Origin of the sequence: Microcoleus sp. MON1_C5, assembly GCF_036701875.1 — a bacterium.
In the GTDB taxonomy this organism is placed as follows: domain Bacteria; phylum Cyanobacteriota; class Cyanobacteriia; order Cyanobacteriales; family Microcoleaceae; genus Microcoleus.
Window position 1 is genome coordinate 177,499 of the sequence record NZ_JAUBRN010000001.1, and the last position, 13,903, is coordinate 191,401.

Here is a 13,903-nt window from a genome sequence, read left to right on the forward strand (position 1 = left end):
TTTTTGAGAAGTGGCTGTGCGATCGCCTTCTTTCTCTCATAACTCGCTTTCTTTTGTTTCGCTGGATTTACCGAGTTTGTGCAATAAAAATTTAAGTAAACTTTAGCTTACTTAATAATGCTTGAGTGAAGAGTGCAAATTTTGATTTAACTAGCAACAAGGGCCTTTAAGTAAACATCTATCTACAGATAGATATTAATAAAATTGTCTGATATCAATTCCGGTTGCCCTCCTCATGATTGTTGACTGTTTGCTGTTGACTAAAATTATGCTTTCGCGCCAACAGACTTTTTGGACATTTGAACAATACCGCTGCAACCGGAAACGATATAAGTAAGATAGCCGTTGTCAATCGGATGAAATAAAGTAGAAACTTAGGCTTTGCCTAAGTCCCTACAGATGCTCGCATACAATCTATATTTATCCCTACTTTTAAGAAGTGGTATAACTTTTGTCGATCGCCCACTTGCCAGGTATTTTGCCATATAGCAACCGCCCTGATGGTGAGGACATTCTTAATTGCTAAAACCCATGCAGTAGATTGATTCTTCCTTCTCTCCTAGATAACTAAAACTTCTCTCCTAGATAACTAAAATTTTCTTCCTTCTCCCTTCTTTTTTCTTCCTTCTTCCTTCTTCCTTCTTCCTTCTTCCTGACATCCGTTACATCCGTTACATCCGTTACATCCGTTACAGAATCCGTTGCCGAACTTCCTCCTTCCTTCTTCCTTCTTCCTTCTTCCTTCTTCCTTCTTCCTTCCAAATACAAAAAACACCGCTCCTCAAAACAGGAGAACGGTGTATAGGGGGTGTTATGGGTTGTTGTCTGCGATTAACCTTAACAAATCACGATCGGCTGAGGCTATGCCTTGTGATGGTTCAAAAATTGGCACAAACCTGCATCAGCGCCCGCCGCTCGATCGACCTTTGGGATTAGCCCAACCATTCCACAACGGCATCCTGCTTGGTATTGGTGCGCCGTTCTGGAGTTTCGCGGTTGAATTTCAAGTGGATAGCGCGGTTTTGTTCGCCGTCTGCGGCTACGGCAAAAATCGGATAGTCGATTAAGCCGTCTTGGAAGGACATCTGGAAGCGGAAAGTGCCGTCCGCATTGAGTTTAATCGGCTGTCCGCCTACGTAGACGGTAGCATCGGGTTCGGTGGCACCGTAAACGATCAGTTCGGCATCAGCAACTAACCAGAACTGGCGGGGGCGCATCGGGGCGGCGAAGCCAACTCCCGACATACCAACACCTGACATACCGAAACCGGACATGGTGAGGCCGGACATACCGACACCCGACATGGTGAGGCCGGACATACCGACACCTGACGCGGTGAGGCCGGACATGGTGGGAGCAGCCCACATTCCGACGCCGGAGGGGAACACGTAGGAACTTACAGCTTGTTCGTGGATGCCGACTTGCTGGACGGAACCGGCGACGTGCTGCATGGAACCGAAAATAGAACCCGCTACCCGCAGGGATTCGGCAGATTCTGCCATGCCGAAGATTTGTTCGTAGATGGCGTTGCTGGGGCTGAAACCGAAGCCATTAGCTGCTTGTGCCATTTTCTTGGCCGGAGGAACCAGTTCGGCGAAGGTTTTGCCTTGCAACTCTTCTTCCCAATCGAGGCTGATGAATTGATCTTCAATCCAGTCGCTGGGATAGACGGGAGGAACGCGGACTTGGGCCGATCGAGCTAATACCAGCCAGCGGCCATCTGCACAGCGGTAGCCGATGTCGATCGCGTAGTCCCGATCGCTCACGGGGATTGGCACGTACCATTCCCGCGCCAGTTCGTCGCAGGGATATTCTTGAATGCTGTGCGGGCTTTGAGTTTCGAGGTTAACATCTGTAACGTCGTAGAGCCGCAGCGCTAGTTGCTGTCCTCCTTGGCGGCGCAATTCTTCTTTGCGATCGTTGGGAATGTCCCAGTAAGTGTAGGCCCATTCTGGGTCGCGGGGCATTAACACCACCCGGCTTTCGCCGTAGCCGTTGGGCAAATCTGCTAAACCTTCATCTACAGACGACAAAGAACCGCCTGTTCTATCTTCTTGACCGAGTTCAAACTTTGCTGCTTCCACTGCTTCTTGTGCCTCTAGTTTGCGAGATGGGCTGTAGGAAAATTTAGTGCGCTGAATTTCTTGAATTGATGCCAGAAGTTGCGATTTCCGCATCCGACTGTAGCGAGAGACTCCACATTCGCTAGCAACTCTGCGGAGTTGTCGCAAAGTCATCTCTTCTAATGGTGGGCGTTCTTTTGCCATGAGTTTGTTCTCCACTAATTTGGGATGGCGGGTTAGATTTTTCCTCTCAACACAAAAGTGTTGACTTTTTGAGTTAGAAACTCTTTTTAATCCACATATTATCGAGCTTCCAAATCTCTCCAACCTTTGAAGCCTTGCTTGTTTTTAGCTTGTCTTGTCCCCAATGCGATCGGGGGTTTGGACTTCTGGGCTTCTGCGCGCACCGTTCGATCTAAATAAAGCTTTATCTGTCGATTCTTGATTGACAAGATCGATTTTGTGAGTGCGATCGGTGCTGCTAGCAACGCTGTGCTGGCAGCACACGCGCTATTCGACTCCCAGTGCTGCTTAATCCAAGCATTTCTTTGGGATCGCTTTGTCATGACTTAATGTTGCAGACAAGTTGCGATCGGGTCAAGGGGTCTTTTCCCTCAATCCTGGGTACTTATACGCATTTTCGGGATTTTGGGGATCAATATGTCAGGGAATCTTGACATTTGGGAGATTTGGGGGATCGGTGTTGAAGCAAATGTCAGGATTTGATGACAAATGGGGAGAGGGGCTTTTGATGGGTTTGGAGGGTGGGGGTGATCGTTTAGAATGGATATGTCTTTGCGAATATGACAAAGTGGAAGACTTTCTCTATAATCCAATACGCTTGGGTTAGTGCTAAAAAACAGATCGTGCGTAGGTTGGGCCCGTGGAACGAACCCTCCGTTTCACTCCGCCCAACATTTTCGCTACAATTTTCCTTAACTGAACCGTATTGCTCTATAATCCTTCTAACAAGAAGGCTTCGCGGGAGCATCCCGATTTTGCAAAAATATTAAACTGCAAATTAACCATTCAAGTAGGCACAACGCAGTTGTAACATTTGCGAAACACTTTCAGATTTCTACTGTGAAGAATGAAATTTTTAGCCTTGTACCTATCTGCTTGACGGCTGATTCTACCGCTCCCGATCCGATGGAGCCTGGTTGGAATTACTGACAAGTCTCATTCAATCCGATAACAACTAACTAACATCATTCTTCATTTTCAATCCTCACCTGCCACGTCTCCAAAGTAGTACCTATTATTTTATCAAGATTTGTCAAAGCATTAAAATAGGCAATTTTCGCATCAAGTTCTGCATTTCTAGCCTCTATTAAATCCTTCTGAAGATTCACAATATCGATACTCCGAGAACTTTCCACTCCCAATCTTCTTTTTTCTTTCTCTATTTCTAATAGCTTTTGCGCTAACTCCCTTGACTTTTGAGCTAGTTCTACTTGCTTAAGATTCAAATTTATATCTCGAATTGCATTTTTGACCTCAACTTCCAGCTTTTGATTGTACTCCTTTAAATTATTCTCAGCTTGTAATAGCTTAACACGACTATTCTGAAACTCTCGCTCAATTCCTCTATTTCCAAATTCGCGAGTCAAAACCAGTCCCGCTCTCAAATCCGAGCTGCTGTCTGAAAGATTAGTAGCATTATTATTATAACTTGCATTTACATCCAATTGCCATTTTCGATTATTTTCCGCTAGTAGCAAATTATATTTAGCGATTTCCCGGTCGAGCTGTACTTGTAAATAACCAGGACTATTTGACAGAGCTAATGGTAGAATCTTAGAGAAATCCAGAGGGCTAGTCTGTACAGCAGCAGCTTCTCTTGCTATTATATTAAGATTGCGATCGAGGTCTAGAACTTGCAGCAGTGCTAATCTTGCCTTCTTCAGTTGCTCCTCACTAGCTAATACTGTCACTTCCAGATCTGCCACAGCTTTTTCACTTGTAAAAATCTCAACTTTTGCTACCCTTCCTGCCTCAATCAAAACCTGATTAATCTCCAATTGCTGACGGGCAATTTCCAGAGAACTTTGTGAAATTTTAACTTGTTCCTGAGCCCTAATCAACTTTCGATAGATTAAAATTACTGAGGTAATTGTCTCAATTAGCGTCGATTTCAAACTCAGAATATTTCCTTTTTCACTCAGGCGAGCAATCTCAATTGGTGCTCGATTGACAGCAACTCCAGCTCCCCTTAACAGAGGTTGGGTAAAATTTAACCTGAGATTTTGACTTAAAGAACCTTCACTATTAATGCCAAAACCATTCGCATCTTGTCCTTGTTTACCACTCCACACAAAACTTATATTTCCTCCTGTGGGAATTTTGACACTCACCTGGGCAGATAAATCGACTTCGCCAGTAGTAGCGACTCTTCCCCCATTCCTCAAAGGAATTGATGACACGGATAGTCTCGGTGTAAAAATAGGGACAAATAAGCCTTCTGCTACGGCTAAATCTTGTTTTTGGACGATGCGTTCGAGGTATTGATTTTTGATATCTCTGTTGTTTTCTAAGCCTAAAAATACAACTTCCTGGAGTGTCAGTTCAACCCCTAATTCATCCGCTAGAGATTGCTGTTGAAGAGTTGGATTTTGGGTATTTTCAGGTATGGGTTCTGCTGTTATTTCTGGATTGGGTGGAACTTCAGAAATTACTATTGATTCTGGTGGGACAGGTTTCTTTTGAGTAGATTTTGTTAATACTTCGGAATTGGGGATTGGGGATTGGGAATGGGAAATTGGTGAGTGTTTGATTTTACTTGTGGGATTTTCGCCGGGGAATTGAGGAATAACTATTCTCTGGTTGGTAGTTGGCGTTTCTCTCTGATTTTGGGGTTTAATGAGCGCCTGATTTTGCGGTAGATTTTGGATGTGTGGGAGATGTTTTTTAGTGGTAAGTGGCAGAATTTTGGGCGCGATCGCCGATTTAGAGCTAACATCAGTTTTGACTGTTGAACTAGACTTAAAAGCAACAGCAAATATCGCCAATAGCCCACAGGTTGCAACCATAACTAGGCTAAAACGAAATATCCAAGGAATCTCGTAGCGAGCAGGGGAATCGCTATTGGGGAGATAATCTTCGTGCGGTTGCTCAGTCATGCTAGCTCCAGTGATTTCTGCAAGTAATTCTATGGCGATTTCCTACGGGATGACTACCCTTGACGCAGCGCTTTAACAGGATCGAGTTGACTAGCTCGCAGAGCCGGGAGAAATCCAGCTCCCACTCCCACAGCTAATGCCGCTCCTAAAGCCAAAGCTGCTGTGTTGCTGTCAAATTTATAAGGCAACTTAAAAACATCCGCTACCACCACCGTTAACCCGTGTACCGTCACAATAGCAGCAATTCCCCCCGCTAAACTCAGAATTACTGCTTCTAGAATAAACTGCAACATTATATCTCTCTGAGTAGCCCCGATCGCACGTCTCAAACCAATTTCTGGGGTACGTTCCATCACCGCCGCGATCGTAATATTAGCAATACCAACCCCTCCCACCAATAGCGAAATTACCCCCACTGCCAATAGTCCCTGTGAAGCAAGTTCCAGAGTTTCCTGCTGCTCCAAAATTTCCTGAACATTGTTCCAAGTATTAACCTCTGCCTTGGGAAAGCGCTGCTGCAAAAGTTTTTCTGCCTGCTTTTCCATTCCTTTAATATCTTTAAGATTGTAAGGGCGCACCGAAATTCTCCCAATTCTTTGGCTACCTGTCATCGCTTTGTAAACCGACATCGACACCCACATTTCAGCTTCGGGTTTGTCAAAAAAGCCTTCCTTGCTCTCCATTACGCCAACAACAATGTAAGGTCTACGCTTAGCATAAATGCGCTGACCTACACGTTTGGTGCCACCTTTAAAAAGTTGTGTCGCCAGCATTTCATCAATTACCACTACAGGTCGATAATTAGTAAAATCATTAGGTGAAAAAAAACGCCCCTCCATTAATCGCCGCCCCGATGTCAATAAATGATCTTGAGAAACAGCGAAGATATTAGTTTCCGCTTCTTCAGCCTGAAATATAACTTTTTCGTTATAACCAAACCAATTTGCTGCGCTAATCGCCTGAATTCCTTTCAGCCGATTCCGTAAAAATTCCATATCTTCTAACTTCAAACCCAAGTCATCCGAAATACTGATTCCCAGTTGAGGTGCTTCTCGCTTGGCCAGTTGTTCAACAATTACGGCGCGACTAATATTGCGTACTTGCAGCGTTGCGCTGACCGCAGCTACACCCATAAAAACTCCGACTGTAGTTAGGGCAGATCGCAAAAGATTGCCACTTAGGGAAATGCAAGTAAGGCGGAGGAGGTCTAAAGGAGAAAGGCTCATAAGTAATTAAAAATCACAACTCAACATTTCGTACATTAATAAAATTAGCTGATTTGATCCTATTCTTTAATCTTTATTCCTGCTCGGCACCCTCTGTTTTTTCTTTCTTTTTAGTTGTTTTTTCTTCCTGAATAGGAGTTCCTGGTTTTAAGGAAGGTTCAGGAGGGGGTATCACAACACTGTCACCTGGCCGCAAACCAGAAGTTATTTCTACCTGTGTCAATCCTTCTAAACCTAATGTAACTGACCGTTTCTGGGCTTTGCCTTGACTGTCACGAATCCACACAAAAGGCTTAGACTCCGATCGCACAATTACCTCTGTATTTAAAACTACTACCTTCTGGCGCTGCTGCAAAATTATCTCCACATTCACTTGACTCCCTGGAATCAAAGTCCGGGTTGGAGCATCGAGTCTTACTGTTGCAGGAACCGTTGGTTGATTGCCTTGATTAGAGCGGTCGTTTCCTTTACTCTCACCACTGTGAGCAAGAATATATAAGCTGTCTACTTTTCCTGAAAACTGCTTAGAATTGGGACCAATAATGCTGATGCGAACGGACTGATTGGGTCTAACTTTAGCAGCATTGAGGGTAGAAAGCTGTAGTTTTACCAGTTCTTGTGAAGGGTCACCTAATGTCAAAAGTTCTGTTTCCCGCTTCACTCCGTCGCCATTTTTAACTTGAACATTAAGTACCTTACCATCAATAGATGCAGTCACAATATTGTTTTTAAGTTTTTGTTCTTTTTCTTGGTATTCAAGCAGAGAGCTTTGGAGTAGGCGACTATTTGTGCTAACGTTGAACTGAGCTGCTCGCAGTAGGGAATCAGCAGTAATCACTTCTTTCTGAAGTAGTTGTTCTTTGTCTTGCAGTTTATTTTTTAAACCTTTAAGAGCGAGGAGATCCGTGTTAATTTGAAGCTGTACATCTCGTAAAGTGGTTTTAGCGGTGCGAACTGCCCCTTCCTCCGATTGGAGGGCATCTCCCGAAATATAACCTTTTTCAAATAATACTTTAGAATTGGTAAGTTTCCGATCGGCAGCAGCCAAACCCTCCTCAGCGTCAACAACTTTCTTTCGATTATTTGCCAAGGTAAGTTCCTTTTGTTGAATTTCTAATAACTCGTCATTTTGCCCGGATTTATAATTTTGAAGTTTCCCTTGGGCGATATTTAGTGCTTCCTGAGCTTCGGCAACTTTTTGGCGGAAGCTTTCTAGAGTGAGTTTTTGTTTCTGAATCTCCAATTCTTGCTTGATGAGAGTTGTTTTCTGTTCGGGGTTACGAAGGGTAATTAAGTTCTGACCAGATGTGATGGTTTGCCCGATCTTTACTAACACCCGATCGACAGTACCATCATCAGGAGATTTCAGAGTTTGTTGACCACCCAATTCAACAATACCGCTTTCGTTAATCGTATCTTCAATATCGCCAAGTTTGACGGGTATCAAGCGCACTCCTATGGGTTCGGGAGGTCGATTTTGATATAACCCGTAGGCAAATAAGCCGCCGCCGATGCCTAGAGTGAGAAAACTAGACCACAGTAGCCATTTGACTCCTGTGTTGAAACTATTTTTTTCTTTATATTTCACTGTCAACTCCTCCCCTACAAACTGTAAATAACTGTTAAGCGTGCGCGATCGCCCTTTAACCGTTTTGGTTACTGTTTGGATAAATAAAAGGCAACTTTGGGGCTGAGATATTCTAGCATCTGTTGACGTACTACTTTCTCTCTTCCCTTCTAAGGTCGCTATTTCTTCTGAATCTGTATTGCTTTCTAAGTCTGACAACCTGGAACCATTGCGAGAAAAAATGCGGGAATATAGCCTTTCTCAGTAACATGAGGTGCTCTTGGGGATTGGGCATCGGGCCTAAAAGTATGGGGCATCGAACTAGCCCGTGTATTTCACTTTCTTGAGAACCGCTATACATCGCGAATGGATCTCGTTTGGGGTGGTTAATCGATCGCAAAAACCAGAAAGTTGAGATATACAGACAAAATCAGGATGTGGAAATATTAGATAATCCTAGCACTTTGTCAGGGGAAGATGTGTTACCGGGATTTGTCTTAGATTTAACAGATGTTTGGTAGCGACACCGAAAGATTCACCAACCGCAATATAATAAATTAGAGCAGTACATCAATCCCAAATCTCAAATCCCATGCCTCTAACGCTTTACAACAGCTTGACCCGTCGCGAATCACCTTTTGAGCCCCTCGAACCAGGAAAGGTGCGGATGTACTGCTGCGGCGTTACGGTATACGATTACTGCCACGTCGGCCACGCCCGCGCTTACATTGTTTGGGACATGGTGCGGCGTTATCTGATGTGGCGGGGATACGATGTGCGCTACGTGCAGAATTTTACAGATATTGACGACAAAATTCTCAACCGCGCCCGCGAAACCAATTCCACAATGGAAGCTGTGGCCGAACGCTTCATCGAGGAATATTACGTAGATATGAAAAAGCTGAATATTCTCAGGGCAGATGAATATCCCCGCGCCACCCATACAATGGACGGCATTAAACGCCTGATTCACGAATTAGAAAATAAAGGTTATGCCTATGCTTCCGGCGGCGACGTTTACTACAACGTGAGACAGTTTGCCGATTACGGAAAACTTTCCGGCCGCAAGTTGGAAGAAATGCAGGCCGGGGCTAGCGGCAGATTGGAAACCGCAGAAATAGAAGCTCAGAAAAAGCAAGATTCCTCTGATTTTGCCCTGTGGAAAAGCGCTAAACCGGGAGAACCTGCTTGGGATTCACCTTGGGGAAAAGGTCGCCCCGGATGGCACATCGAATGTTCGGCGATGGTGCGCGATTGCTTGGGTGAAACTATTGACATTCACTGCGGCGGTTCCGATTTAACTTTTCCGCACCACGAAAACGAAATTGCTCAATCTGAAGCCGCGACGGGCAAGTCACTTGCTAAATATTGGATGCACAATGCTTTTGTGACTGTCAATGGCAAAAAGATGTCGAAATCTTTGCACAATTTTATTACAATTCGCGATTTGTTGGAGGGGAATTGGTCGGGTGATTTGGAATCTAACCCCCCCCAGCCCCCCCTTGGTAAGGAGGGGAGTAAGAATGAAAGAAGCGAGAAGTCAAAAGCGGTAGATCCGATGGCGGTGAGGCTGTTTGTGTTAACAGCGCACTACCGCAGTCAAATTGATTTTACCGAAGAGGCGATCGCCTCTGCAAAAAATGGCTGGCAGACTCTTGAAGAAAGCCTACTTTTTGGTGATTTGCACGGTTCCCAATTGGGCTGGGAGCCAGATCAAATTCTGAAATTGCCCATAGTGGAGAGTGAGGCTGTACAGCAATTTAGAGCAGCGATGGATGATGATTTCAATACTCCTAATGCTTTAGCTGTTCTGTTTGAATTGGCGAAGGAATTGCGGCGCGAACGCAATATAATTGTACATGGGGGAAAAACGGAAATGCCTTCGGAAGTGTTGCAACAAAAGTGGCAGACTCTTGTTAAGTTAGCCGAAGAAGTTTTAGGACTTAAAAGACCCAACCTCGTCCCGCGAAGTGCGACTATCTTTACCGATAACTCGAAAATGATTATTAATAAACTTGAAGTGATTAGCGGATTAACTGATGAGGAGATTAAGGTGATGATTCAGCAGCGGAAGGATGCCCGGAAAGCTAGGGATTTTGCTGAGGGTGATCGCATTCGCAACGAACTTAAGGATCGGGGCATTACTCTGATCGATCAAAAAGATGGTACAACAATTTGGCATCGCAGTTGAAATTTAGAGTTTTTTAACCGCAGATGAACGCGGATGAACGCAGATGAAATTCCATCCGCGTTCATCTGTGTTCATCTGCTGATATCTGCGGTTAAAAACTCCCATTGACAAACTCCGCAACAGCCGCGACAAATTCTGCGGTTGATTCGTAGGGCAAAACATTCCGCCCCGGCATTAATAAACCTTCCGCGTTGGGAAAATGGGCTAAATATTGCGCCAATCTTTCATCCGGTTTCTCTTCCTTACCCGCTTGACTGATGCTTGAGGCTTTTTCTCCCATCACAATGAGTGCGGGTCGATCGAACTTTTGAATCGTACCGCTATAATCCTGGCGCCAAAACCCCGCTAAAAACGAGAAAACCGCGTGTCTGCTGTCAGGATTTGCCGCCCCAGCCTGCAAAGCATCCAACCATTCGCTGTCAACTTTTGCCGCATCGCCAAACAGTTGTTTTACTGAAAAAGAACGCAAAAACTCAGCGCGTCTGGCGTAGCGGTAAAAAGCGTTTCCCAAGGGAGAATTTAACAAATTCCAGACAATCCGTTGCTGTCTTTCGGTCGAATGTTTGTTCATCACAGCCCAAGCGGGAGGCCCCGCGAGGACTAAGCCGCGAATTAAATTTGAGCCGCTTTCCTGCTGCCTTTTTGCTAAAGCCAAGGCTACACATAGTAAAGCACCTTGTACGAGGACGATCGCAGGTTTTTTGACTACAGTTTCCAAGAAATACTGCAACTGTGCGGCCCAATCGTCAGGATAGCAAGCCACAGCCGGCATTTCGCAATCGCCGCAGCCCAAAAGGTCGGGATTGTAAATCGGGTTGGTGTTACCTGCTTTGTACCAACTCTCACAAAATCTATGCCAAAAGATTCTTGACAAACCAACTCCTATCGGATGAATTAATAACAAAGGGATGCTATCTTCTGTCGCAGTAGTTGGGTTATAAAGTTCATAAGCACAGCGATAATTTTGCCATTCGTAAAACAGCGTTGGTGACTTTATAGACGAAATAGTGGAGAAATCTTGGGTTGAATATGGGGGTTGCATATTATTTTTTGAACCGATGTTACTTTTTATTATAAGATGAGTAGGTGCGGGTTTTACCCGACATATATTTGGTAAATGAGAAGATAAATAAACCCGCCCTGCGGGATGACATAAGCGCCAATACAAACCTTGATTACTTAATCATGTCAGAACAGCGGATAACTATTTCTTTACCTAACTTGCTGCTAATTGTAGCATCGTCGTTGCTGCTAGTGCTGCTGTGGCAATTGCGGAGCCTGCTAGTAATTCTAATGATATCAGTCGTGCTGGCTGCTTCGATCGTCCCGATCGTTAATTGGGCCCAAACGATGCGGGTTCCCCGCTGGCTGGCGGTGATTATGGTTTATTTAACTCTCATCGGCGGATTTAGCGGGACGGTAGTGTTAATCGGGCCCACGGTAATCGAACAAATAGAGTTACTGCTGCGACAGTTACCACTGTATGTTGAAAGTTTGCGAACTGTGGCAACTAATTTATTGAGTCGCCTAACCGACGATGCCCCAACCTTGGTGGGTCAGTTGGTGGACACTCAATCGCTGACTAATTGGCTGATTCGATCGAGTCAACAACTGGTTTTGCGATCGTACAGTTTAACGAGAGGCATTCTAGGTGGGGTTTTCAGCCTAGTTTTAGCATTATTTATTTCAGGTTACATGGTTGCCGACAGCGACACATTAATCAAAAGTTTGGTGCAATTTTTCCCTAAACCTTGGGACGCAAGATTAGCCGCACAAGCCGCGCCAATCGGTCAAAGAATGGGGAGTTATATTCGCGGGCGAGTGTTAGTTTCGGGGATTTTAGGGATATTTATTACCACAGGTTTGAGCATTTTGGGAATGCCGGAATTTGCTTTAGGCTTGGGTGCGATCGCAGGTGTTACCAACTTGATTCCCTTCATCGGCCCAGTGTTGGGAGCAGTACCAGCATTAATCGTAGCCTTAGCTAAAGGTGGCTGGGTACTTTTGTGGGTATTACTGTTATTTGTAATTATCCAAAATTTAGAAACTTACGTACTCGATCCTTTGCTGGTTGGTTCATCGGTTGGTGTGCATCCTTTATATCAATTGCTTTCTGTCTTGGGAGGCGTTCAAGTATTAGGAATTATTGGAGCTGTAATTGTGCCGCCTTGGTTTGCGGGAGTGGCAGCTTTGATTGAAAACTTGTATTTAAAACCCAAACTTAGGAGCGAACATCGAGAAGCAATAGATCGGGCTAAAAATAACTCTGACTTGCCACCTGTTACACCTTCGGCGTGATAGCGGTGAAGATAGGGAAATGGGGGGAGCATCTCAATGAAAGCAGTCAAGCTAGAAATTGGAGTTAGAAGTTAGGAGCCAGGAGGAAAGATGAAGAAGGAATGAGCCAGAAGAAGTGTTTTTACAAATATGAGATGCTCCCGAAATGGGGCTATAGGGAGAGGGGAAGTGAAATATTTAATTTATATCGTTTCTGTTGGCATCGGCATAATATGCTTGAAAGTGCAGTGCGAGCTTAAGAAATTGCAAAAAAAACACTCACCATATCTTAATCTCGCACTATTAACTAAAGACTAGACTTGAATTGTATGCCTTCGCAAACTATCTTGAAATGCCTCTGCGTTGCATCTGCGGTTCCCCTCTAAATCAAAGATTTATGCAATAAGTCTAATGATTGGTGACTGATTACCGATCGCTAAAAACTAAGGATTAATTGCCACTTCAATGCGACGGTTGCGCTGCCGATTAGCATCAGAACTATTATCCACCGAAGGGCGACTTTCCCCATAGCCGATCGCCACCCAATGATACTTCTGACCTAGCACACCAGACAAATACTGCACCACAGCCTGAGCCCGCGCAAACGACACATTGCGATTGTCCCCCGCTTCCCCGGCGTCGTCAGTGTGGCCCGCAACGCGCACAGTTGCCCCCTCGTGATTGCCCAACTCCGCCACCAAATTGTCCAAAATCGCATTAGTTCCCGCGCGCAAAGAAATGCTGCCAGTATCAAACAAAACATCGCTGGGTAGAGTCACCATCAGCCCATCCCCCCCAAACACCGGATTATTGGCATTCTGTGGCGTAGTATTCACCGTTTCAGGGTTCAGACTCGGGCTGCTGCCGATCGCTGGTAAAGCAGGGGCAACACTTGCCGCCGTTTCCGGCGCCGCCAATTCCCGGGACATCAACTGCAAACGCTTTTCCAAAGTTTCCGTCGGGCGGCTGCTGCCCAACTGACTCTCCAAAGCTGCCGTGCGACCAATCAGCGCGTTGAGTTCACCCTGCAACTGTCTCAAATCCGACTGCAATTTCTCTCTCTGGGCAGGACTGACTTTGGACTGGGGAGTCGGTGTAGCGGTTGGTGGCGGGAGCGCTGGAATTGGCGTTGCTGGGGCGCGTTTCGGGCTGGAGGTCAAATTTTGAGTTACACGCAGCAATCTCTCTGCCAGCGGCATCTCCGTCGCGCCTGACGGATAAATTTGAGCGATCGTCATCCCCAAAACCCACGCAAAACCGCTGCCCACCCCCAGCAGCAGCAGTCGAAAAATCAGCGACAGTACAAGCAAACCTTTTCCCCGCGACTTGGAGACGCGAGTGGGGGGGATTGAAGGTTTTTGGTTAAAAGATCGCGTCATATTTCATCCCTCTCGGTGTACATACCAGATTAATTTCGATACTATCTTACCTATCCGATTGGAAATTTGAGATTTGAGATT

10 protein-coding genes and 2 pseudogenes are annotated in these 13,903 nt (G+C 45.3%); 3 read left to right on the top strand and 9 right to left on the bottom strand.

Translation table 11 applies throughout. From position 1 onward, the window contains the following. Window positions 1–567: 567 nt before the first annotated feature. The 7 genes and pseudogenes from QUA71_RS00750 to QUA71_RS00780 form a co-directional block, all read right to left on the bottom strand. Window positions 568–768 (bottom strand): hypothetical protein, encoded by a 201-nt coding sequence (locus tag QUA71_RS00750; protein ID WP_333281001.1) that lies wholly within the window; start codon window positions 766–768, stop codon window positions 568–570. A gap of 164 nt (window positions 769–932) precedes the next feature. Continuing rightward, window positions 933–2,267 carry a DUF4912 domain-containing protein gene (locus QUA71_RS00755; protein WP_333281004.1) on the bottom strand — a complete coding sequence of 445 codons (1,335 nt, stop codon included), beginning with the start codon at window positions 2,265–2,267 and terminating at the stop codon, window positions 933–935. Window positions 2,268–2,365: 98 nt separating this feature from the next. Continuing rightward, complete coding sequence (locus QUA71_RS00760) at window positions 2,366–2,629, bottom strand: hypothetical protein (RefSeq protein WP_333281007.1); 264 nt, start codon at window positions 2,627–2,629, stop codon at window positions 2,366–2,368. Between the two features lie 455 nt (window positions 2,630–3,084). Continuing rightward, window positions 3,085–3,217: pseudogene (locus QUA71_RS00765) on the bottom strand (ISKra4 family transposase); the annotation flags it as partial. Window positions 3,218–3,271: 54 nt separating this feature from the next. Continuing rightward, window positions 3,272–5,182, bottom strand: coding sequence for a TolC family protein (locus QUA71_RS00770; protein ID WP_333281008.1), 1,911 nt, complete (start codon window positions 5,180–5,182; stop codon window positions 3,272–3,274). A gap of 53 nt (window positions 5,183–5,235) precedes the next feature. Continuing rightward, the gene (locus tag QUA71_RS00775; RefSeq protein ID WP_333281010.1) at window positions 5,236–6,408 is read right to left on the bottom strand and encodes an ABC transporter permease; all 1,173 of its coding nucleotides are present in this window, start codon (window positions 6,406–6,408) and stop codon (window positions 5,236–5,238) included. 73 nt (window positions 6,409–6,481) lie between these two features. After that, window positions 6,482–8,194: an HlyD family efflux transporter periplasmic adaptor subunit gene (locus QUA71_RS00780; RefSeq protein ID WP_333281013.1), complete on the bottom strand. Its 1,713-nt coding sequence runs from the start codon at window positions 8,192–8,194 to the stop codon at window positions 6,482–6,484. A gap of 137 nt (window positions 8,195–8,331) precedes the next feature. On the opposite strand from QUA71_RS00780, the pseudogene QUA71_RS00785 reads away from it, so the two are divergent. Continuing rightward, a pseudogene (locus tag QUA71_RS00785) lies at window positions 8,332–8,496 on the top strand (Uma2 family endonuclease); the annotation flags it as partial. Window positions 8,497–8,567: 71 nt separating this feature from the next. Continuing rightward, on the top strand, window positions 8,568–10,166 hold the full coding sequence (cysS, locus tag QUA71_RS00790; RefSeq protein WP_333281016.1) for a cysteine--tRNA ligase: 1,599 nt from the start codon (window positions 8,568–8,570) through the stop codon (window positions 10,164–10,166). 91 nt (window positions 10,167–10,257) lie between these two features. On the opposite strand, the gene QUA71_RS00795 is transcribed toward cysS, so the two are convergent. Then, a complete protein-coding gene (locus QUA71_RS00795; RefSeq protein WP_333281018.1) occupies window positions 10,258–11,208 on the bottom strand; it encodes an alpha/beta hydrolase in 951 nt (316 codons plus the stop codon). Between the two features lie 143 nt (window positions 11,209–11,351). Here QUA71_RS00795 and QUA71_RS00800 point away from each other — a divergent pair, with 143 nt between their 5' ends. Then, window positions 11,352–12,464, top strand: coding sequence for an AI-2E family transporter (locus QUA71_RS00800; RefSeq protein ID WP_333281021.1), 1,113 nt, complete (start codon window positions 11,352–11,354; stop codon window positions 12,462–12,464). A 422-nt stretch (window positions 12,465–12,886) separates the two neighbouring features. On the opposite strand, the gene QUA71_RS00805 is transcribed toward QUA71_RS00800, so the two are convergent. Beyond that, window positions 12,887–13,822, bottom strand: a complete 936-nt coding sequence (locus QUA71_RS00805; RefSeq protein ID WP_333281024.1) for an OmpA family protein — start codon at window positions 13,820–13,822, stop codon at window positions 12,887–12,889. Between the last annotated feature and the right edge of the window lie 81 nt (window positions 13,823–13,903).